21 protein-coding genes are annotated in these 20,407 nt (G+C 64.7%); 14 read left to right on the forward strand and 7 right to left on the reverse strand.

The window, feature by feature from the left end; all coding sequences use genetic code 11:
* The first annotated feature begins 151 nt into the window (after positions 1 to 151).
* The 8 genes from IEY38_RS03495 (at position 152) to IEY38_RS03530 (ending at position 9,360) form a co-directional block, all read left to right on the forward strand.
* On the forward strand, positions 152 to 835 hold the full coding sequence (locus IEY38_RS03495) for a class I SAM-dependent methyltransferase (protein WP_188975368.1): 684 nt from the start codon (positions 152 to 154) through the stop codon (positions 833 to 835).
* Between the two features lie 81 nt (positions 836 to 916).
* Entirely contained in the window at positions 917 to 1,186 is a 270-nt protein-coding gene (locus IEY38_RS03500) for a DUF7573 domain-containing protein (protein ID WP_188975370.1), read from the forward strand.
* A gap of 194 nt (positions 1,187 to 1,380) precedes the next feature.
* Positions 1,381 to 2,340: an AAA family ATPase gene (locus tag IEY38_RS03505; RefSeq protein WP_005537115.1), complete on the forward strand. Its 960-nt coding sequence runs from the start codon at positions 1,381 to 1,383 to the stop codon at positions 2,338 to 2,340.
* Complete coding sequence (locus tag IEY38_RS03510; protein WP_188975372.1) at positions 2,337 to 3,311, forward strand: DUF58 domain-containing protein; 975 nt, start codon at positions 2,337 to 2,339, stop codon at positions 3,309 to 3,311. Before IEY38_RS03505 ends, IEY38_RS03510 begins: the two co-directional genes overlap by 4 nt.
* Positions 3,308 to 5,539 (forward strand): transglutaminase TgpA family protein, encoded by a 2,232-nt coding sequence (locus tag IEY38_RS03515; RefSeq protein WP_188975374.1) that lies wholly within the window; start codon positions 3,308 to 3,310, stop codon positions 5,537 to 5,539. The genes IEY38_RS03510 and IEY38_RS03515 overlap by 4 nt, the downstream gene beginning before the upstream one ends.
* Positions 5,540 to 5,583: 44 nt before the next feature.
* Positions 5,584 to 5,877 (forward strand): stress response translation initiation inhibitor YciH, encoded by a 294-nt coding sequence (gene yciH / locus IEY38_RS03520; protein WP_004516073.1) that lies wholly within the window; start codon positions 5,584 to 5,586, stop codon positions 5,875 to 5,877.
* A 248-nt stretch (positions 5,878 to 6,125) separates the two neighbouring features.
* A complete protein-coding gene (locus IEY38_RS03525; protein ID WP_188975376.1) occupies positions 6,126 to 8,438 on the forward strand; it encodes a peptidase in 2,313 nt (770 codons plus the stop codon).
* Positions 8,439 to 8,478: 40 nt separating this feature from the next.
* Positions 8,479 to 9,360: an EamA family transporter gene (locus IEY38_RS03530; protein WP_188975378.1), complete on the forward strand. Its 882-nt coding sequence runs from the start codon at positions 8,479 to 8,481 to the stop codon at positions 9,358 to 9,360.
* A gap of 5 nt (positions 9,361 to 9,365) precedes the next feature.
* Here IEY38_RS03530 and IEY38_RS03535 read toward each other — a convergent pair whose 3' ends face one another.
* Positions 9,366 to 9,530, reverse strand: a complete 165-nt coding sequence (locus IEY38_RS03535) for a DUF7331 family protein (RefSeq protein WP_004590650.1) — start codon at positions 9,528 to 9,530, stop codon at positions 9,366 to 9,368.
* A gap of 122 nt (positions 9,531 to 9,652) precedes the next feature.
* Here IEY38_RS03535 and thiD point away from each other — a divergent pair, with 122 nt between their 5' ends.
* Together thiD and IEY38_RS03545 are read left to right on the forward strand one after the other, a co-directional pair.
* Complete coding sequence (thiD, locus tag IEY38_RS03540) at positions 9,653 to 11,038, forward strand: bifunctional hydroxymethylpyrimidine kinase/phosphomethylpyrimidine kinase (protein ID WP_188975381.1); 1,386 nt, start codon at positions 9,653 to 9,655, stop codon at positions 11,036 to 11,038.
* Between the two features lie 75 nt (positions 11,039 to 11,113).
* A complete protein-coding gene (locus IEY38_RS03545; protein ID WP_188975383.1) occupies positions 11,114 to 11,749 on the forward strand; it encodes a DsbA family oxidoreductase in 636 nt (211 codons plus the stop codon).
* Positions 11,750 to 11,786: 37 nt separating this feature from the next.
* On the opposite strand, the gene ddh is transcribed toward IEY38_RS03545, so the two are convergent.
* Together ddh and IEY38_RS03555 are read right to left on the reverse strand one after the other, a co-directional pair.
* Entirely contained in the window at positions 11,787 to 12,713 is a 927-nt protein-coding gene (gene ddh, locus IEY38_RS03550; RefSeq protein WP_188975385.1) for a D-2-hydroxyacid dehydrogenase, read from the reverse strand.
* Between the two features lie 62 nt (positions 12,714 to 12,775).
* Positions 12,776 to 12,952 (reverse strand): hypothetical protein, encoded by a 177-nt coding sequence (locus IEY38_RS03555; RefSeq protein WP_170096397.1) that lies wholly within the window; start codon positions 12,950 to 12,952, stop codon positions 12,776 to 12,778.
* Positions 12,953 to 13,118: 166 nt separating this feature from the next.
* Here IEY38_RS03555 and IEY38_RS03560 point away from each other — a divergent pair, with 166 nt between their 5' ends.
* Together IEY38_RS03560 and IEY38_RS03565 are read left to right on the forward strand one after the other, a co-directional pair.
* Positions 13,119 to 14,213, forward strand: a complete 1,095-nt coding sequence (locus tag IEY38_RS03560) for a sulfite exporter TauE/SafE family protein (RefSeq protein WP_188975387.1) — start codon at positions 13,119 to 13,121, stop codon at positions 14,211 to 14,213.
* Positions 14,214 to 14,217: 4 nt separating this feature from the next.
* The gene (locus tag IEY38_RS03565; protein WP_188975389.1) at positions 14,218 to 14,655 is read left to right on the forward strand and encodes a universal stress protein; all 438 of its coding nucleotides are present in this window, start codon (positions 14,218 to 14,220) and stop codon (positions 14,653 to 14,655) included.
* A 27-nt stretch (positions 14,656 to 14,682) separates the two neighbouring features.
* On the opposite strand, the gene IEY38_RS03570 is transcribed toward IEY38_RS03565, so the two are convergent.
* The 4 genes from IEY38_RS03570 to IEY38_RS03585 all read right to left on the reverse strand — a co-directional run bounded on the left by IEY38_RS03570 (position 14,683) and on the right by IEY38_RS03585 (position 17,098).
* Positions 14,683 to 15,201, reverse strand: a complete 519-nt coding sequence (locus tag IEY38_RS03570) for an HPP family protein (RefSeq protein ID WP_188975391.1) — start codon at positions 15,199 to 15,201, stop codon at positions 14,683 to 14,685.
* Positions 15,202 to 15,282: 81 nt separating this feature from the next.
* Positions 15,283 to 16,050, reverse strand: coding sequence for a hypothetical protein (locus IEY38_RS03575; protein WP_188975393.1), 768 nt, complete (start codon positions 16,048 to 16,050; stop codon positions 15,283 to 15,285).
* A gap of 62 nt (positions 16,051 to 16,112) precedes the next feature.
* Positions 16,113 to 16,460: a thioredoxin family protein gene (locus IEY38_RS03580; RefSeq protein WP_188975395.1), complete on the reverse strand. Its 348-nt coding sequence runs from the start codon at positions 16,458 to 16,460 to the stop codon at positions 16,113 to 16,115.
* Between the two features lie 77 nt (positions 16,461 to 16,537).
* On the reverse strand, positions 16,538 to 17,098 hold the full coding sequence (locus IEY38_RS03585; RefSeq protein ID WP_188975397.1) for a sugar O-acetyltransferase: 561 nt from the start codon (positions 17,096 to 17,098) through the stop codon (positions 16,538 to 16,540).
* A 165-nt stretch (positions 17,099 to 17,263) separates the two neighbouring features.
* On the opposite strand from IEY38_RS03585, the gene IEY38_RS03590 reads away from it, so the two are divergent.
* Positions 17,264 to 19,240: a DUF460 domain-containing protein gene (locus IEY38_RS03590; RefSeq protein WP_188975399.1), complete on the forward strand. Its 1,977-nt coding sequence runs from the start codon at positions 17,264 to 17,266 to the stop codon at positions 19,238 to 19,240.
* 117 nt (positions 19,241 to 19,357) lie between these two features.
* Positions 19,358 to 20,404 (forward strand): PAS domain-containing sensor histidine kinase, encoded by a 1,047-nt coding sequence (locus IEY38_RS03595; protein WP_188975401.1) that lies wholly within the window; start codon positions 19,358 to 19,360, stop codon positions 20,402 to 20,404.
* The last annotated feature ends 3 nt before the right edge of the window (positions 20,405 to 20,407 follow it).

The raw sequence follows: 20,407 nt of genomic DNA on the forward strand, positions 1-20,407 counted from the left end.
GTACGCCGACCGTCTTATTCCCCATCTGATATTTTGTGTACAGAAGTGGGCTGAGATGTCCATCGCCAGACGGGTACGGCTATCGGTGGACACGTGTTTCTGACAGGCCGAAATAGCGGGCATTTTGAGGCCGCAACTGCTGGAGGGACGTATGAGTGTTCGCGAGGAATTCGACGCGTGGGCGGCCGAAGGCAAAGACAGAGGGATGGAGGACCGGCACTGGCACACCGCCAAGCACGTTCTCGCCCGGATGCCGGTCGAACCGGGTGACACGGTGCTCGATCTCGGGACGGGGTCAGGCTATGCGCTCCGTGCGCTCCGGGACACCAACGACGCCGGTCCCTGCTATGGCCTCGACGGGTCACCGGAGATGCTCCGGAACGCCCGGGAGTACACGGACGACGACGGCATCGGGTTCCTGCGTGGTGACTTCGACGCCCTGCCGTTTGCGACCGACAGCATCGACCACGTGTTCTCGATGGAGGCGTTCTACTACGCCAGCGACCCCCCGCACACGCTCGAAGAAATCGCGCGGGTGCTACGACCGGGCGGGACCGCCCACATCGCGGTGAACTACTACGAGGAGAACGTCCACTCCCACGAGTGGCAGGAGTTCATCGACATCGAGATGACACGCTGGAGCGCCGACGAGTACCACGCGGCCTTCCGGGAAGCGGGCCTGGCCGTGGCGTCGCAGGACACTATTCCCGACCGCGAGGTAGAGATCCCGCCGGCGGACGCGTTCCCCACGGACGAGTTCGAGACGCGCGAGGCGATGGTCGAACGCTACCGCGAACTGGGAACGTTGCTGACCGTCGGCCTCGCTACCGAATAACGACCGATAGCCAGTCGAGACGCAGATCGAAGGCGGAACGACCGACAGGGTATTTTGTGGTGGCGGGCAAAACCAACGTGTATGGCCGAAGACACCTCGCTGGAGGACTTTCTCGACGCTGGCGACGAGAGCGAGGACGAGGGAGAGAGCGGTACGTCTGCGGAAGACAATACGACAGAGACCGAAAGCGACGCCCCCGACACCGAAGCTTCGACCGACGCGGTCGACCCGGCCGTGACGACGTACGCCTGGTCGCCCGACGGTGCGGCCTGTGCCGAGTGTGGTGAGGTCGTCGAGCGGCGGTGGACACAGGACGGGCACCTCGTCTGTGGGGCGTGTAAGTCCTGGTGAACGGCGCTACCGGCCGTAAACCGAATGTGTGTTGTTCTCACCCATCCACAGAGTTACATGCGCGCACACCATAGACGCGGCTACAACTGAACGGCCCGGAGGACGTGGTACCCCACACAAGACACTTACTGGTCGACAGGGCAGACTATCCTACCAGTCCCCGTGCCGAGGCGTCGTCCCACGAGATCGCGACTATGACAGACACTGACACCTCACGCAGTCAACAGTCGGACAGCCCCCTCCGCGACGCCACACGCGTCGCCAATCAGGTGATCGAAAACGTCGAACAGGTCATTGTCGGGCAACACGACGCCATCGAACACATCGTCATCGCACTCCTAGGCCGCGGCCACGTCCTACTTGAAGACGTCCCCGGTGTCGGCAAGACGATGCTGGCCCGTTCGGTCGCGGCGTCTTTCGACGGCGAATTCAAACGCGTCCAGTTCACGCCGGACCTCCTCCCGACCGACGTGACCGGCGTCAACATCTACAACCAGAAGACCCAGGAGTTCGAATTTCGGCCGGGTCCGATCTTCGCCAACGTCGTCCTCGGCGACGAAATCAACCGTGCCCCGCCGAAAACGCAGTCAGCGCTGCTGGAAGCCATGGAGGAACAGCAGGTCTCGGTCGACGGAACCACACACCCAGTGCCACAGCCGTTCACCGTTATCGCCACGCAGAACACGGTCGAACAGAACCGGGCCTACGACCTGCCGATGGCCGAACTCGACCGGTTCATGATGAAGCTGCATCTCGGCTATCCGAACGAGGCGGCGGAGACGGAGATGCTGGGTGACGTGGTGGGGCAACACCCCATCGAGGAACTCACATCGGTCGCCACCCTCGATGCGCTGACCGCCGCCCGGGAGACGGTAGCCGACGTGACCGTCGAGGAGCCGATCCGCTCGTATGCGACCCGGCTGGCGCGGTACACGCGGGAGAACGCGCAACTGGGCGTCAGCCCACGGGGGAGCATCTCGCTGCTCCGGGCGGCACAGGCCCGTGCCGTCCTCGATGGCCGCAGTTACGTCATCCCCGACGACATCCAGACGGAAGCGCCGGTCGTCCTGCCACACCGTATCCGCACCGAGAGCAGCGAGCAGGACGCCCGGGAACTCGTTGCGGAGGCGCTCGACACCGTCTACGTCGAATGAGACCGACACGACGCGGTTTCGCCGCCCTCGCCGTCGCCGTTGCCGCCCTTCTACTCAGCGCCAGATTCGGCCAGCCTGGGCTTACGGCCGTCGCCGCCCCGCTGTTCGTCGGCGTGTTCGCCGCCGCCGTCCAGGTCCGCTGGGGCGGCGCGCCGACCGTCGAACGGAGCCGGCTCCGCCGTGGCTTTCCCGGCGAGACGAAGCCCGTCGAGTTCCACGTCGACGGCAGCGGCATCGTGACGATCACCGACCGGCTGTCCGAGGGCCTCGATGGGGAGACGACAGTCAGGAAGTCCCTGCCGGCGACGGTGACCTACCGGGTCACCTACACGGACCGGGGCGAGCAACGGGTCGGCCCGGTCGACGTGACGGTAACTGACGCGCTGGGACTCGTCACGGAGCGGTACACTGTCGAGAGTGAAACCGACGTGCTGGTGTATCCACCCGTCTATCGGCTGGGCGGAGCAGACGCGTTCGCGCGAACGTTCACGCCGGAGAGCGAGGACCGGCAGTCGTTCGACCGACTGCGGGAGTACGTCAGCGGCGACTCGCTACGGGACGTGCACTGGAAATCCAGCGCCAAGCGCGAGGACCTGCTGGTCAAGGAGTTCGCCGACAGCCGGAGCGACAGGGCCCTGCTCGTCGCTGCGGAGGCCCGCGAAGGCCATGCCGACGAAATGGCCGCCGCCGCGGCAACGATCACGATGGCCGCGCTGGAGAGCGGTCTCGCGGTCGAACTCGCCGTCCCGAACGGCGCAGTCGAGCAGGGATACGGCGACACTCACCGGACGCGACTGCTCGAACTGCTGGCCCGGGCCGACGCGGGCCAGACCGGCCGTGTGGACGACGCTGACGTGGTCGTCACGGCCACCGGTGACGGTGTCACGGTGTCGGTCGATGGCCGCCGCCGGTCCTTCGCCGACGTGACCGCCAGCCGGGACAACCCTATCGCAGGGGAGGTGAACGGATGAGCAGCGTCGTGGAACGAGTCCGACGCCGAGTCCCGTGGAGCCAGTCGAGAATGCTGGCGTTGCTTGCGGCGGCATTGGCTATCGGCGCGCCGCTGCGGACGATGTTCTACCTCAGCGACGTAGTCGGCGACCCGACTCTGTTTCTGGCGCTTACCGCGCTCTCACTCGTCGGCGCGACACTGCTGGCCCGCGTGCTCAGACCGCCCCTCGCGGTCGGTGTCGGCGCAGTGCTGTTCGCCGGCGGGCTCGGCGCGTACATACTGAACCTCTCGACGAATCCGGCGATAACGGAGCTGCTGGGCGACACCGCCGCCCTGCTGACTGGGCGGTCGCTGCTCCAGATCGCCAAGGTCAGGCTGTGGGTGCTGTCGTTCGCGCCGGCACCGGTGTTTCTGACGTGGTACTTCGCCCTGCGGCGCTGGTACGTGACGGCGACGCTGGCGGCCGGGACGGCGCTCGCGTTCTTCGCCCTGACGACTGACGCCGGCGTAGTGACAACGCTGCTGGGTGTGGTCGGCATCGCGGCGACGATCGGCTTCGGGACGCTCGATACCCTGTCGGCGGATGAGCCGACAGACCTGACGAAGCGACCGGACGCGATGACCGACAGTGACGGTACGGAGCGCGCGGGCGGTGACAACGACGGCATCGACGCCGGGCGGCGTGCCGTCCTCGAACAGCTGGCGGCGATAATCGTCGTCCCGGCGGCGCTCTCGCAGGTCCCGATTACCCGCGATAGTTTGCTGTCGTACGATGACGGATCAGACGGCCAGACCGTCGAAGGGAGCCTCTTCGACGCCGGGGAATCTCTCTCAGTACAGGGGAGCATCTCGTTGACGCCGGAGATACGGTACACGGTCGAAAGCGAGGAACCGCGCTACTGGCGGGTCACCTCCTACGACCGCTACACCGGCAACGGGTGGGTGCGGACAGGGAACCCCACCCCGTACGACGACCAGCGCCTCGACTCACCTGAAGGAGAGACACGGACGCTCCGACAGGAGTTCCGGGCGGAATCGACTATCGGGACCGTCCCGGCCGCCTGGAAGCCCGTCCGCTACTCGGGGGAGCCGTCGGTATCGGTCTCCAGCGAGGGCGGGTTCCAGCCAGACGGCACGCTGTCGACGGGCGACAGCTACGAGGTCAGGAGCGAGCTGCTCGTGGCGACCCCGGACGGGCTGCGTGCGGCCGGCACTGACTACGACGACGCGACTATCGAGCTGTACACCCAGCTCCCCGACAGCACGCCGGACCGGGTCGCGGAACGGACGGCGATTCTCACCGCGAACGCCGAGAACCCCTACGAGACGGCGCTGGTCGTCGAGCGGTGGCTGCAGGACAGTAAGGGCTACTCACTCGATGTCGACCGCCCCGATTTCAACGTCGCGGACGCCTTCCTCTTCGAGATGGACGAGGGGTACTGCGTCTACTTCGCGACAACGATGGTGACGATGCTCCGAACCCAAGGCATCCCGGCGCGCATGACCGTCGGGTACACGTCCGGCCAGCGAATCGACGAGAACCAGTGGGTCGTGCGCGGGCTCAACTCCCACGCCTGGGTCGAGGTGTACTTCCCCGATCAGGGCTGGGTACAGTTCGACCCGACGCCGTCCGGGCCGCGCGAAGAAATCAGACAACAGCGTATCGAGGACGCGAGTTCGGACGAATCGTCGCCCACCGTCGGCGACGGGAACCCGGTAGAGCAGTACACGCCATCCGACACGTCGACACCCGCCCCGCTGACCGAGACCGACGGAACCGAGACCGGGCCGACGGAGACACCAACGGCCACGGAAACCGACACGTCCACCGGCACAGCAGGGGCGTCGGACACGGACGAGGGAAGGGGGCTGCGCCTGCCGGAACTCCCGTCGCGCGAGGAGGTGACGCTGGGCGTCGTCGCGTTGCTCGGCATCGCAGCGGGCGCGCGCCGGTCCGGCCTCAGCGAGCGAGCCTACCGGGCGGTGTGGCTGCGCTACCAGCGCCGCGTGGACCCCGAGACCGACGTCGAGCGGGCGTTCCAGCGGGCCATGCACGTCCTTGCGATAGAACACCGGAGCCGCAAGAGCGGTGAGACGGTACGGGCGTATCTCGACGCGATAGAGGCTGACAACCGGGTCCGTCGACTGGCGGCGCTACGGGAGCGACTCCGGTACGGCGGCGAAGTGAGCGAGGCGATGGCCGACGAAGCCGTGGAGATTGCCGACGAAATCGTCTCCGAGCACTAGTCCCCGACAGTGTTTAATAGGTCGTGTTCGTAGGCGCGATTGTAATGTCGGAAGTCTGCTCGACGTGCGGGCTGCCTGAGGAGCTCTGCGTCTGTGAAGACGTCGCTAAGGAGTCCCAGGAGATTAACATCCGCATCGACGAGCGCCGTTACGGGAAGGAGGTAACGATTATCGAGGGATTCGACCCGAAAGACGTCGACATGGACTCGCTGTCCTCAGACCTCAAATCGAAGTTCGCCTGCGGTGGCACTGTCGAGGACGGGCAGATAGAGCTCCAGGGCAATCACACGGGCCGCGTCGAGGATTTCCTCCGCGACAAAGGTTTCAACGTCGCCTGAACTCCTGACTGCCAGCGGTTCTCGTGAAAGCGCCGTGGCAAGCTGCTGGTATAACCTGCTCGCCAGCTTTTCAGCTCAGTCTGCTCGCGAGTGTTCGCTGCGGTCGGCTACGAGTGGTTCAGGTCTGGCCGTTTTTTGCCGTCGTGGGAGCTTCCGGAAGCGGTCGGTCAACCCAAGTATTGGTGCATGATACCGACACCCAAAATCGGCGGTCAAGTATTTCAACCACCGGGCGGTAACTGTTTGCAATGTTCGGTGTACCCCGGCGGGTGGTGGCCGTCGGACTCGTGGTCCTTCTCCTTGGTGGGGGAATCGCGTCGCTCCCGGTGGCGGCGACCGCTGACCACGGGGCGGTGACCGGGGCTAGCGACGGAGCGGCGGCTGGCGTCGGTGAGAACTGCACATACAAGCCCGAGACTGCGTCGGCTCAGCGTGGACAGGCAGTTGAGGCGGTGCAGTCGTCGGCAGCCACTAGCGAGTCAAATAGCTCGAGAGTCCGAACGAGAAGCGCCGACACGCATCGACGGCAGCCGCGAGGACAGGGCGGAGACACAGCCGGAACGACAGCCACAGCAGCGGCCAGCATGGAGGTGGGGACAGTCACGTCGGGTGCAACACAGACCAGCGACGGTGACGTGATTCAGCAGACACAGACCTACGCGCGCGTACCGGAGGAGCCGGGCGAAGTCGCGGTAACCCTGACCTACGAGGTCCCGGACCGGGTCGTCGACCTCGAAGCACACGTCCCAGCGGAGGCGACGATGACCGACACCGACGGGTTCGAGCGCGTCAACGAGTCCGTGTACGAGTGGGACGAATCGACGGATACGGCGACGATCAGCTACCGCATCAATCCGAACCGGACCATCGAGAAGAGCGGGCCCGAGGGTGCCGAGGGACGGTATCTCAGCGTCGATACGGGAGAGTGGGCGCTACTCACACGATCACTGACGCCGACGCGCTGGCGCTACACTGGTCAGGAGCCCGTCAGGTACAACCGCACGCTCCGGACGGCGGGCCCGGGTGCGGCGGGCGAGGAGATCGTGTACCTCGGCGAAGTGGCGACCTTCGAAGAGACGGCGCACAACCAGACATTCACGCTGGCTGTGCCGGAGCGGGCGACGATGACGGCCTCGCCGATTTCGGTCCTCGACTCGATGGCGAACGCGTCGAACGCCCTCCGAGTCGGCGACCGTGACGAGCAGGTGTTCGTCGTCGCTGCACCATCTGGGGCCGTCAACTGGGGTGTCGAGGGGTATCAGATCGGTGACGCAGATATGTGGGTCCAGTCCCAACGGTCGCTGGATGCCGCCAACAACGTCTGGATCCACGAGTACGTCCACAGCCGGCAGGCCTACGAGACGACACGGGAGACGCGGTGGACGGTCGAGGGCTGGGCGACGTACTACGCCGCTATCCTGACGCTTGAACAGGACCGGATCGGGTTCGACGAGTTCCAAGCGCAGCTCGCAGCGGGCGAGCAACCGGTCTACAGCGACGTGGCGTTGGCCGACAGGTCGAGTTGGACGAACGACGCGAACTACCGGAAGGGCGCGCTCGTCGCCGGACGGACTGACGTCCATATCCGCTCGGCCACGGACCGCAACAAGACACTCCAGACTGTGTTCCAGTCGCTAAACGGCTACCGTGACCCGGTCACGCAATCGCAGTTCCTCACCGAGGTCGAGGCCGCTGGCGGGGCAAGCGTCCGGAACACGACCGCGACGGAGACCGAAACGACAGCGACGGTGGCGATGTGGAACGAGGCGACACAGCAGCGGTTGTTCGGTGCGATTCCCGCCCGTATTGGCTACAGCCTCCCACCGATCGACCGCGCGGACGACTACCGCGCAGACAGTCTCTACCGGTCGGATGCACCAGTCGGCGGGAGCGAACCGATCCGGCTGGTGACCAACGAGACGCTCGCGGTCGACACAGTCGTCGAGAACGCCGGCGGCGAGGCGGGGGCGTACAACGTGACGCTCGGGGTCAACGAGACCGTCGTCGCCGCAAAACAGGGCCAGATCGAACCGGGGGTGCGGACAGAGGTCGAACTGACACACGCGTTTGCCGACCCCGGCCGATACGTACTCAGCGTCGACGGCGACACCGTCACTGTCGTGGTGACGGAGCCGGCAGCCGCCAGCGTGACCGACGTCACCGCGAGTCCGAGAGAAGTCAGGCAGGGTGACAAGGTCGACGTGACCGCCACTGTCGTTAACGACAACGAGATCCCGGGAACAGCAGCGGTCACGTTCCGCCGCAACGGTGTCGTGTTCGCCGAGCAGCGGCTGTATCTCCCGCCACAGACGACGACAACGGTCGCTCGGCCAGTCACCCTCGGCGAGCCCGGAACGGTGTCGCTGTCGGCAGGTGACGGACAGACCACGACGATGGTCGACGTGGTCGTTTCGACGGAAACGGCGGCACCAACGTCGACTCCGACGGCGATGCTCACAGACACACAGACGACAGCCGGCGAGGGCAACGGCTTTACTGCGCTCGTGACCGGTCTCGCAGTGGTGCTTGTGGCGCTGCTCGGCCGCCATCACAGTTCTTGACACGAGCCCGAAGGGAACAGTTATTGCAGTCGGCTAGCCGTTGTCAACCGTGAACGTCGGAATCGCGTACGCCGTCCTGTCGGCGCTGGTGTTCGGGGTGTACCTGTTCGTGATGAAGCGATGGTTCACGGAGTATCCGTCGCCGGTGTTCCTGTTGCTTACCTACAGCCTCGTCCCCATCGTCTACCTCCCGATTGTCTTCGTCAGCAACGAGCCCTTCCTCCCGGCGGGAAACCGCGTCAATGTCCTCTCGTCGATACTCGCTGTGACGGCGGTGACGGCAGTGGGACTGCTCACCCTCTTTCGAGCGATCCGTGTCGGCGAAGTCTCCTACGTCTCGCCGATCAGCAAAATCGTTCCCGTGTTCGTGTTGCCGCTGGAAGTCGGCCTACTGGGCCAGCACCTCTCGCCGCTGCAGGTCGGCGGTGTCGTCGTCGCGACCGCCGCCGTCTACGTCGCGAACTGGCAGGGCACAGCGTTATTGGCCCCGCTCAAGCGGGCTCGGCAGTCCCGCCCCGCACAACTGGCGCTGCTGTCCGCAGCGGCGTTCGCGCTCGTCGATGTAAGCAAGCGGGTACTGATGCAGGAACTGGCTATCGAACCGACGACCTACATCCCGGTAATGGCCGTCGGCATCGCTGTTTTGATGACGCCGCTCGCGTTCCGATACCAGGTCCCGCCAGGATGGCGAGGGGACCTCCCGAAGTTCGTCGTCGCGGCGATGTTCGTCGCCTACGCGAACCACATCGTGTTACTGTCCTTCCAGTTGCTCCCGGCGAGTATCGTTTCGCCCATCGTCAACGGGCAGGCTATCGTCGCCGTTATTCTGGGTGCGATTGTGCTCGATGAAGCGCAGTTCCGGGCACGCCTGGCCGCTGCGGGGCTGGCGATCGTCGGTATCGCAATGATATCGGTCGGGTAAAACAGTCAGGCCGACTTTCGTTCCGACGAGCAGCCAACCTGTACCGCATAGCTCGATTGAAGCCACGCGGTCGGGTTCTCGGTGTCGTAGACGACGACGTCGCCGCCGCCAGTAGTGAAGCTGCCGTACTGCTCGTCGGAGTCGGTAGTATCGCGCGACGCTGGTTCCATTGTGGTACAAGGGCACATCCGACACAGCGCTACATAAATGTTTCTCAGATGTAGTATGAAGTATTATTAGCATACTAGGATTTTGCCACATAACAGAGTCCTACTGAGAGACCAGCACCGATATGTGGCCGCCGGCAAAGGCATCAGATATGACACGAACGGACGCCCCAGTAACGCCGCCAGTCGTGCTGACCGTCGCTGGCAGCGACTCCGGTGGTGGGGCCGGCATCCAGGCCGACCTCAAGACCATCGAAGCCTGTGGCGGCTTCGGGACCAGCGCGATCACGAGCGTGACGGCACAGAACACCACGGGCGTACAGGGCCAGCATCTGCTCCCGATCGAACAGATCGAGGCCCAGATCGAGGCGGTGACGGGAGATTTCGACGTGGCCGCAGTCAAAACGGGTATGCTCGCAACGAGCGAGGTCATCAATCTGGTTGTGGACCACGCCACCGACCTGCCGAACCTCGTCGTCGACCCGGTGATGGTAGCGGCCTCGGGCGACCGGCTCCTGGCCGCCGAGGCCGAAGACGCCTACGAGACCCTCATCGCCGAAGCGTCGGTCGTCACGCCGAACGCTGATGAAGCCGCCGTCCTGACCGGGCGCGATGTCGACGACCCTGCGGCCGCGGAACAGGCGGGCCGTGACCTCGTCGAGATGGGGGCCGACAGCGCGCTCGTGAAGGGGGGCCACGTCCCGGGCGACGCGGTCGTCGACACCCTTGTGACCGAAGACGGGGTGACGACGTTCCGCCACGATCGCATCGAAACCGAGGCCACCCACGGCTCCGGCTGTACGTTGTCCTCGGCCATCGCGACGCAGTTGGCCCACGGTGACGACCTGCCGACGGCGGTCGGCAGCAGTATCGACCTGCTTGCGAGCGCGGTCCGGTACAACGTCGACGTCGGGGAGGGGCCCGGTGCGGTCCACCACCTCGTCCAGACGCGCAATGATGCCGCGCGCCATCCGACGAGCGAGGCCGTCGAGCGGGCTGTATCTGCCCTCGTCGATGCGGACGTGTCAGCGCTGGTCCCTGAGCGAGGGATGACCGTCGCCGGCGCGACGCCGTACGCCGAGCGGCCGGACGCAGTCGCTGCCGTCGAGGGCCGGATCACCCGTACGATGGACGGCGTCCGGCCGAACCGCGGCGTCCGCTTCGGCGCATCCACGACAGTGGCTCGCGCCCTGCTTGCCGCCCGTGAACACGACCCAGCGGTCCGGTTCGCAGTCGACTGCCGGCTGACCGACAGCATCGAGGACGCGCTGGCGTCGCTGGACGGGCCCGTCACTGAGTACGACCCTGACAAGCGCCCGGACGCAGTTTCCGACGACGCTACGGCGTGGGGCGTCGGTCAGGCCTTCGAGACCAGCAAGGGAACACCGGTCGCCGTCGTCGGCCGCGAAGGCGTCGGTGTCGGCGAGCGCGTGACATTGCTCGCAGAAAGCGCCGACGACCTCGTCTCGCGTGTGGAAACCATCCACGGGACCGTCGAGGACAGCGTGTAGCCGGTCAGTCGGTCGTGCGTTGGTCCAGCACAGACGGTGGCCGCGTTTAACCGCGAGCAACGCAGACCCGGACGTATGAGTGAGACACAGTCGAGCGAGCAGATCACAGTCTTCTCGGACTACGTCTGCCCGTTCTGTTATCTCGGACGCGAATCGCTCAGGCAGTACCAGTCGACGCGCGAGGACGAACTGGAGATCGACTGGCATCCCTTCGACCTCCGGAGCGGGAAGCGCAATCCGGACGGCTCCATCGATCACTCCGTCGACGATGGCAAAGACGAGGACTACTACGAGCAGGCCAAAGAGAGCGTCCGCCGGCTGCAGGCGAAATACGACGTCGAGATGGATCTGGACATCGCCACCGACATAGACTCGCTGCCCGCCCAGATCGCCTCGTACTACGTCAAAGAGCACTACGACTACGAGACGTGGCTGGCCTTCGACGTGGCGGTTTTCGAGGCGCTGTGGCAGGACGGACAGGACATCGGCGACGAAGACCTGCTGGTCGATCTGGCCGAGGACGCGGGCGTCGACGGCGGCGAAATCCGGTCGGCACTCGGAGACGACGCTCTCCGGTCGGAGGTCCGCGAGAAATTCACTACGGCACAGCGTCAGGGCATCACCGGCGTCCCGACGTTCGCCTACGATGGCCACGCCGCCCGCGGCGCGGTGCCGCCCGAGCAGCTCGAACGGCTGGTCGAAGGTTCCTGAGCGGCGCGGTTAGAGGCTTTCCCCAGACAGCCCGTCCTCACGCAACGCGGTTCCGTAGTGACTCGCCGCGTGTGGCTCGTTCGACGTTTTCCTGAACGAGGGCGGCGATGTCCTCGTGGTACCGGTTCGTGAACGCGGCGACGTGTGGCGTCACGATGGCTGATTCGTGGTCCCAGAGCGGATGCTCCTCCGGGAGCGGTTCCTCCCAGTGGGCGTCGAGGGCCGCCCCCGCAATCGTCTCGTCATCAAGGGCCCTCACCAGCGCGTCCTCAACGACAACCGGTCCCCGAGCGACGTTGACGAGGTAGCTGTCGGTTCGCATCTGCGCAAGGCGAGCGGCGTCGACCATGCCTTCAGTCTCCTCGGTGAGCGGACAACACAGCACGACGAAGCGCGCGTCGGCGACGGCAGTGTCCAGTTCGTCGGGTGTGTACACGCGCTCAACGTTCTCAACAGGGTCACCGGAGCGGCGAACGCCGACGACCTCCATCCCCAGCGCGTCGGCCCGGTCGGCGATGCCTTGGCCGATGGTGCCCAGGCCGATCACACACACCTGCTCGCCGGTCAGCGTGAACGGCGCGTCGTACGGTTCCTGCGTCCAGTCGCTGTCGCTCTGGTGGTCCCGATAGATGTGGAGACGGCGGGCAAACGCCGTCATGTAGCCGACGACAGTCTCCGGGACGGTGTCGCCGTGGATGCCGGTGCTGTTCGTCAATGCGGTCCCGGCGGCCTCGTAGGCAGCCACGTCGAACTCGTCGTAGCCCGCCCGGATACCGTGGACCCAGATGGCGTTCAGAAACGCGTCCCGCGGCGAGAAGGTGACGACGCAATCACCGGCATCGAATGAGGCGTCGTCGCCGACAATCTCGACGGGAATGTCAGGCCCCTGTAGCGCGGCGACCATCAACTCCAGCGGACAGGCCTTCGCAACCGACTCGTGGACAGCGATTCTGGAGATGTCCATACCCGTCCCTGCGTCGGGGGTAGTATAGTCCTTTTCCGGAACGCAGGGACGTATCGGAGCGATCAGTCCCGGCGGCTATCGAGCGCGTCGACACGCATCTCGATGTAGCGGCGAGACCAGCGCTTCGAGAACCGACGCAGCGGTGCCAGAAGTCCGTCTGTGTTCCCGGCGTCGGCAGCAGCGTCTTCATCGTAACTCGACCGACCGCCTGACTCCATCGGTCCCTCTGGAAAACTCATAACGGTACACGTTACCACGGGGTGTGAAATAAATATTAGGGATATTAGGGAGCCGGCGGTGCCATGCGTTTTTGCCGTCTTCGCTGACTTTTTGCCATCATTTTTGAAACAAGTACAGACAACAAGGGATTTAAGCGATAGTTCACAATGCTGGCTTCACGCGTCAATGACCACGTCGTCACCGTCCAGTCGACTCCAGAAGGGGTTTCTCAAGTACCAGCACGTTTTTGTGTTTCTGGCACCGCTGCTGTTCGTCGTCGGTGTGTACACCGCCGCACCGACGCCCGCTGACGCGGGCACCGGCTACTGGTTCGAGTACTGGTGGCTCTGTATCGCCTTCGTTACGGGTGCTACCATCGTCAACACGGTCGGTATCAGCGGGTCGGCGCTGTTCGTCCCGTTTCTCATCTTCATTTTCCCGTTACTCGCCGGGGAGACGCTGACACCGGAGACACTGGTGAAGGTCGGACTCATCAGCGAATCGTTCGGTCTCTCAAGTTCAGCACTCGCGTTCATCCAGTACGGGCTCGTCGACCGACGGCTCGCACTGAGCCTCGTCCTCGGGAGCGTGCCCTTCGTCGTTGCCGGCGCGCTACTGTCGTTTGTCATCCCGGAGCCGGTGTTTCACGCGTTGCTCGGTATCGCCCTGTTGGCCGCGTCATACCTGCTTTTCAAGGCTGACCTCGGCCACGAGGAACCAGGCGAGGCGGGCGACAGTGACCCCGAGGTGTCGGCTGACGGTGGCGACGCGACGCTCCCCGACGACGCCAACAAACTCGGGCCGGCCGGCGTCGAAACGGCCGACAACGGTACCGTGACGCGCGTCGACCGCGACGGCAACGACTACGGCTACACGCGCAGCGGCTATCTCGAACGCTTCGCGAACTACAGCATCGGGGGTGCCTTCCAGGGACTGGCCGGCTTCGGCGTCGGCGAACTGGGTATTATCTCGATGCTCCGAACCGAGGTTCCGGTCCGAGTTGCCATCGGTACGAACCACATCGTCGTGGCGCTGACGGCGGTTCTGGCCTCGCTAGTCCACGTCTTCGGGGGCGGCCTCGTCCCGGGCGCACACTCTATCGATCTCGCGTCGACGCCGTGGAACATGGTCGTCTGGACCGTGCCTGCGACCGTCACCGGCGGCCAGATCGCACCGTACGTCTCGACCGCACTGGATACCGGGACCATCAAGAAGTTCGTCGGCGGGCTGTTCGCAATCGTCTCCGCCGCGCTGTTTCTGATGGCGGCGGGTGGTGTCTGAACCGATGTACGACACGATTCTCCTCCCGACCGATGGCAGCGACGGTATCGGTACGGCCGCGAGACATGCCGGGAAAATTGCAGACCGGTTCGACGCGACGGTCCACGTGTTCTCGGTCGTCGATACCCGAAACCGGTTTGAGAGCCCGTCGAGTGGGCTCTCAGCTGACGCGTGGGTCGAAGCAGAGCGCGACCGCGCCGAGGCGGCCATCGAAGCGACCGTCGCCGAGCTACCCGACAGCGTTTCAGTCGAGACCACGCGGCGAGAGGGCGTCCCGAAGACGGAGATCGTCGACGCGGTCACGGACGTTCCGGCGGACCTCGTCGTGATGGGAACCCACGGCCGGACCGGACTGGACCATTATCTCATCGGCAGCGTCGCAGAGACGGTCGTCCGCGAATCGCCGGTCCCAGTGCTGACCGTCCAGTTATCCGAGGAGTGAGCGCGGCGACCCCACCTGTCGACCGCATCAGCCATCGACCAGCCCTGGCCGGGACGAATCAGTCGCTCGGTGGTACGCGGATAGCACGAGCGCGTGAAACGCGACGAGGACGCCGACGCCGACGATGATGACTGCGACCTGCAGCGGGGTCGAGAGCAGCCCTAGCGAGACGATGAGCGTCGTCGCACAGGCCGGCGCGTGCACCGTATCGGTCGCAATCATCCCCCAACTCGTCACGACGAGCGAGAGCGTCGCACTCGCGACGAGGCGGAGCCCGGCCATCGAGAACGCCGCCGGGTCCGCGACCAGCGAGACGCCTGTTGCGAGCAGGACGTACGCGACAAGCCCCGCGAGACCGCCGATGAGATGGCTCACGACGACGCGGACCAGTCCCGTCCGGTCGCGGTCCCGCTGAAACGCGAGCATGAACGCAGACGGGCCGAGACTCGGGAAGATGAACGGTTGGCCGGTCACCCACGCGAGTATCCCGAGGACGACGAACAGCACGCCAGCGTACAGGCTCGTTCCAACCCGATGCCGTCGCATTGCTCCCGATAGGAAACTGGACGGGTAAGACAGTCACGGTCCGACAAATAACCGTATCGTCCCGAATGGAGACGACAGCGGTTAGAGAGCCGTCATCGTTGTGTCGTCCTCGCTCAGGGCCGACGGTGGCCGCCCATCACTCTCGCGGAGTTGCTCAAACGCGACTGCGATAACCGCAGTGCTGTACAGCGACAGCAGCGGTTGGAGGACGACAGTCGGTAACTGCGAGGCCGGTCCCGAAAGCACCAATGGGCTGAGGAGTCCGATAACTCCGCCGAAGAGCCCCGCAGCAACAACGACGATGAACAGCAGTCCAAACAGCGCTATCCGGTCGCCCTCGGTGAGCCGGTAGCTCGCTTTGAGCGCCGCGATGAAGTTCCGGTCTTCGGCGATGATGTACGGTGCCATGAAGATGAACACGACGTACGCGAAGATGCCGGGAATAATGAGCAAGATCGATCCGATGAACACCAGTAGCCCGTAGACGAGTCCGCCAACTAGCACGTTCACCATCGCGAGTGGCACGTTCCGCGTGAACGCACCCTCCGGGAAGCTGGTGCGTGCCCCAGCGACAAACGTTCGGAAGGACACGATAGTGAGATACAGTGAGATCACGGAGCTGACAGCGATACCGGCACCAGCGACAGTAAGCGGGATGTCGAAGGTGAGCGGCATGGCTGCGGTAACCTCGCCGTACCCCATTCTGGTGACGGTTGTCGCCAGAATAGTGTTTAGCAGTGCCTGCAAGCTAACTATCAGGGCTAAAAACGCTGCGAGTAGTATCCCGCCGGTACGACTGAACAGCCGGTACCCCGCCTCTTCGAGGGCGGAGCCGATTTGGAGGGCCATCGTCGGACCGCTTCGACAACTACGGACAAAAGTGTTGCCTCAGTGTGACACTACAACCCAGTTCACACGTCCGATTCCGACCCGCGCTCGACGAACTCGATAAGTTCCTCCGCCGGGACGAACCCGTCGGCACGGCGGTGAATCAGGTCCCCGTCGGCAAACAGCAGGAGCGTCGGGACACTCCGGACATCGAACGCCTCGACAGCATCGAGGTCGTGTTTCGGATTGAACACGACCACTGTGGCGTCAGTGGCCTTCGCAGCGATATCGAGTATCGGCTCCATCGACTTGCAGATAGTACAGCCAGTCGTTCGGACCATCACCAGCACGCGGTCGGCTGTCGCCAGTACGTCGTCGAGTTCGTCCCGTGTTTCGACCGTCTGAACGCTGTGTTCCGTTTTCGTCTCCATGGGGGCAGTACGTGCCACAGCGCGAAGAACCCCGCGACGAGTCACGCCCGTTCGGCTGTGGCTGCTGTCCGGGGCCGTCAGTCCTCGATTTCACGGACGACCGATGCGGGGTTCCCCTGAACGACGACCCCAGCGGGAACGTCGTCGGTGACGACCGCACCAGACCCGATGACGGCGTCGTCACCGACAGTGACGCCAGGGTTGATGACCGCCTGACCGCCGATCCAGACATTGTCACCGATAGTCACCGGCTTCCCGTACTCGACGCCGCTACGTCGTTCATCCGGGTCAAGCGGGTGCGTCGCGGTGTAGATGTGGACGCCCGGCCCGAGCAGGCAATCATCTCCGATATCGACCCGGCAGACGTCCAACACGACGCAGTCGAAGTTCGCGTAGAACCCCTCGCCGACGTGGATGTTGTCGCCGTAGTCACACCGGAAGGGCGGTTCGACGTGGCAGTCCGGGCCGACCGAGCCGAACAGGTCCGCGATGAGCGCCTGTCTGGTGTCGGCCTCCGACGGGTCGGTCCGGTTGTACTCCCGGGTAAGTTCGTTCGCACGCTCACGGGCGGCGACGAGTTCCGGATCGCTCGCGTCGTAGCGCTCGCCAGCGAGCATCTTCTCTTTCTCAGAGGGCATGCCGACCAGCCTCCGGGATGCGGCTATCGCGGTATCGCTGTGCGGTCATGTCTTGCGATTGACCCGCCCAGCTAAGAGACGTTGCGGTTGGCTATCGGAAACCGGATCGGAAATCGGGTTCGAGCCCGGAACGGATTTATAGTCGACCGTCGCCTACCATGGTTCGTGAACCGCACGGCAGCGCTCGACGCAGTCGTCTTCGGTGTCGACATCCAGAGCGGCGACGTGCGCGGTGACGCACCGTCGTACGCACTGGTGGTCTTCGACGGGGAATCAGTCGAGCGAGACGTGGTCTCGTGGCGGAAGCTCCGCCGGCGCATCGAGAACGAGGAGCCGGCCATCGTCGCGACGGACAATATGTACGAACTCGCCGAGGACAAGGACGCCCTGATCCACGTCCTCGGGTCCCTCCCCGACGAAACGAAACTGGTGCAGGTGACCGGCGACGAGCGGCCCGAACCGCTCTCCAGGGTCGCCAAACGTCACGGCGTCCCCTACGGCAAGGACCCGATGGAAGAGGCCGAAGCCGCGGCCAGGCTGGCCGCTGCCAACGTCGGGCAGGAGGTGTCCGCCTTCACCGACACGACGGAGGTGAAGGTCTCGCGGGGCCGCTCGACCGGCAAAGGCGGGTGGTCAGAGGACCGGTACACCCGGCGCATCCACGGCGCAGTCCGGAAGCGAGCGCGTGAAATCGAGTCCGAACTGGACGCTGCCGGTCTTGAGTACGAACGGGACGTGACCGAGAAGTACGGCGGGTTCTCCAACGCCGTGTTCCAAGTTTCGGCCCGGCCACAGGATATCCCGGTATCGAGAGCCCGGTCGGGCGACACGCGCGTCGAAATCGAGCGCCAGCGGCGGGACGGCATCGAGTTCAAGCCACTGGCAAAGCGGCGCGACCACGTCGTCGTCGGCGTCGACCCTGGAACGACGACGGCCGTCGCCATCGTCTCCCTCGACGGCACTGTGCTGGACGTGTACTCCTCGCGGACCGACGACGCCGCCGCGACGACAGAGTGGATCATCGAGCGCGGGCGACCGGTCATCGTCGCCGCTGACGTGACGCCGATGCCCGAAACGGTCGAGAAGCTCCGACGCTCCTTTAGCGCCGCGGGCTGGGAGCCCGACACCGACCTCCCGGTCGACGAAAAGAAACACCGGACCCGGGAGGAGGCCTACGACAACGACCACGAGCGGGACGCGATGGCCGCCGCCCTCTACGCCTTCGACAACCACGCCGACCAGTTCGAGCGCGTCGCGGGCAAGGTCCCACCACAGTACGACGTGGGGCCAGTCATCGACCGGGTCGTCGCTGGCGAGGAGAGCGTCGAGACAGTGTTACGGGACCTCGAAGACGACGATAGTGAGGACGAGGACACCACCGCGCACGAGCCGCGGGAACTCACTGACGACGAGAAGGAGATCAAACGGCTGAACGCCCGCATCGAACGGCTCGAATCACACGTCGACGACCTCAAAGAGACGATCAAGCGCAAGGACGACCAGCTCTCGGAGAAGGATAAACAGCTGGAGAAGGCTCGTAGCGAGGGCCGGCGCGAGGTCAGAAAAGACCGCGAGGTGACGCGGCTCCAGCGACGCAACGAGGCCCTCGAACGGAAGGTTGAGGAGGAAGAGGAGAAACGCGAGGCGCTGGCCGACAAGCTCGACCGGCTGAAGGCGCTGTGGAAGCTCGATCACTCGAACTTCGCCGATGTCTCGGAGAAGCAGGAGGGGCTGACCCCGGTCAAGGTGGTCGAACAGTTCACCAAGGACGCCATCGCCGACGCCGACGAGCGGTTTGGCCTCGTGGAGGACGACATCGTCATGTTCCGGGACGCCTCGGGCGCGGGCCGGTCGACCGCCCAGCAACTGGCGGATATCGACCCGAAAGTCGTGCTCCGGAACGGGAACCTCTCTGACATCGCCGATCAGGTGCTGTTCGACAACGAGATCCCCGTCGCGCCAGCGGAGATGGTCACTGTGCAGGAAGTGGACGAACTGGCCGTCGCCCGTGAAGGCGAAATCGAGGCGGCAATCGAGGACTGGGAGGAGCGGGCCGCCGACCGCCGGAAGGAGCAGAACGCGGAGATGGTCGACCAGATCATCAGCGAACATCGGGCGGACCGGCCGACAAGCGAGAACTAAGTGCTGTCCGGATTGTCGGCTGACAGTAGCTAGCCGACCCCATCGCCGGTGTGACACTGCTCCGATAGCGCGCTACCTGTACTGCGTAGTTATGTCCTTTGGGTGCGTCTGTCTTGCATGGAAGACCAGTGTCGTGTTCTGGCGGCCGCGGTCGAGATTCTCGACGATGTCTTCTACATCTATGACGCGGATGGCCGGCTGTCCTACTGGAACGCTCGGCTGAACGAACTGTTTGGCCGGACGGACAGTGAACTGTCGGGTTCGGACCCGACCGAGTTCTTCGTCGCTGACGACCGTCCGGCCGTTGAAGCAGCCATCGAGGAGGTGTTCGAGTCGGGTCAAACAACCGTCGAAGCGCGGGCTGAGACGACCGAGGGAGTGGTGACCTTCGAACTCAGTGGTCGACTTCTCACAGGGGACGACGGTACAGTTCAGGGGTTCAGCGGTGTCGGCCGCGACATCACTGACCGGCGCGAGCGCGAGTGGCATCTCCAGCGACAGAACGAGCGGCTCACCGAGTTCGCCGACCTCTTGGCCCACGACCTCCGGACGCCGCTTGCCGTCACCAGCGGCCACCTCGAACTCGCCGCCCAAGAGCTGTCAGCCGAGCGTATCGACGCCGCCAGAGACGGGCTCCGGCGGTTAGAAGCGATTATTGACGATATGCGGACCGCGACCAGGGAGGGGGCACTGGCAACCGACGAGCAGGCGGTCGATATCGCCGACGTGGCGACGACGGCGTGGACCCACGTCGAAACCGACAACGCAGTGCTGGAACCGCCGCCGTCGATACTGGTCGAGGCTGATCCGAAACGCCTGCTCCGACTGTTCGAGAACATCTTTGTCAACGCTATCACACACGCCCTTGGAGGCGGCAAGCGCGTATCTGGCGAGGAGCGCGAAGCGAGCACTGCCGACATCACAGTTCGTGTCGTGCCGACGGCTGACGGTTTCGCTGTCGAAGACGACGGACGGGGGATCGACCCCGACGAACGGGAGTGGGTGTTCGAACCGGGCGCGTCACAGGCGGCTGACGGGACCGGGTTCGGCCTCTACATCGTCAGGACGATCGCCGAAGCCCACGGCTGGACAGTACGTGCCACAGCAGGAGATCACGGCGGTGCACGGTTCGAATTCGATATCGATGCGGACACCGCCTGTTAGTTG

This window comes from Haloarcula sebkhae (assembly GCF_014647415.1).
In the GTDB taxonomy this organism is placed as follows: domain Archaea; phylum Halobacteriota; class Halobacteria; order Halobacteriales; family Haloarculaceae; genus Haloarcula; species Haloarcula sebkhae.

Coding starts and splice junctions, on each gene's coding strand:
- IEY38_RS03565 (WP_188975389.1), top strand. CDS start 14,218: ATGTACGACACGATTCTCCTCCCGACCGATGGCAGCGACGGTATCGGT.
- IEY38_RS03510 (WP_188975372.1), top strand. CDS start 2,337: ATGAGACCGACACGACGCGGTTTCGCCGCCCTCGCCGTCGCCGTTGCC.
- ddh (WP_188975385.1), bottom strand. CDS start 12,713: ATGGACATCTCCAGAATCGCTGTCCACGAGTCGGTTGCGAAGGCCTGT.
- IEY38_RS03500 (WP_188975370.1), top strand. CDS start 917: ATGGCCGAAGACACCTCGCTGGAGGACTTTCTCGACGCTGGCGACGAG.
- IEY38_RS03570 (WP_188975391.1), bottom strand. CDS start 15,201: ATGCGACGGCATCGGGTTGGAACGAGCCTGTACGCTGGCGTGCTGTTC.
- IEY38_RS03555 (WP_170096397.1), bottom strand. CDS start 12,952: ATGAGTTTTCCAGAGGGACCGATGGAGTCAGGCGGTCGGTCGAGTTAC.
- IEY38_RS03595 (WP_188975401.1), top strand. CDS start 19,358: ATGGAAGACCAGTGTCGTGTTCTGGCGGCCGCGGTCGAGATTCTCGAC.
- IEY38_RS03545 (WP_188975383.1), top strand. CDS start 11,114: ATGAGTGAGACACAGTCGAGCGAGCAGATCACAGTCTTCTCGGACTAC.
- yciH (WP_004516073.1), top strand. CDS start 5,584: ATGTCGGAAGTCTGCTCGACGTGCGGGCTGCCTGAGGAGCTCTGCGTC.
- IEY38_RS03495 (WP_188975368.1), top strand. CDS start 152: ATGAGTGTTCGCGAGGAATTCGACGCGTGGGCGGCCGAAGGCAAAGAC.
- IEY38_RS03515 (WP_188975374.1), top strand. CDS start 3,308: ATGAGCAGCGTCGTGGAACGAGTCCGACGCCGAGTCCCGTGGAGCCAG.
- IEY38_RS03580 (WP_188975395.1), bottom strand. CDS start 16,460: ATGGAGACGAAAACGGAACACAGCGTTCAGACGGTCGAAACACGGGAC.
- IEY38_RS03525 (WP_188975376.1), top strand. CDS start 6,126: ATGTTCGGTGTACCCCGGCGGGTGGTGGCCGTCGGACTCGTGGTCCTT.
- IEY38_RS03575 (WP_188975393.1), bottom strand. CDS start 16,050: ATGGCCCTCCAAATCGGCTCCGCCCTCGAAGAGGCGGGGTACCGGCTG.
- IEY38_RS03505 (WP_005537115.1), top strand. CDS start 1,381: ATGACAGACACTGACACCTCACGCAGTCAACAGTCGGACAGCCCCCTC.
- thiD (WP_188975381.1), top strand. CDS start 9,653: ATGTGGCCGCCGGCAAAGGCATCAGATATGACACGAACGGACGCCCCA.
- IEY38_RS03535 (WP_004590650.1), bottom strand. CDS start 9,530: ATGGAACCAGCGTCGCGCGATACTACCGACTCCGACGAGCAGTACGGC.
- IEY38_RS03585 (WP_188975397.1), bottom strand. CDS start 17,098: ATGCCCTCTGAGAAAGAGAAGATGCTCGCTGGCGAGCGCTACGACGCG.
- IEY38_RS03560 (WP_188975387.1), top strand. CDS start 13,119: ATGACCACGTCGTCACCGTCCAGTCGACTCCAGAAGGGGTTTCTCAAG.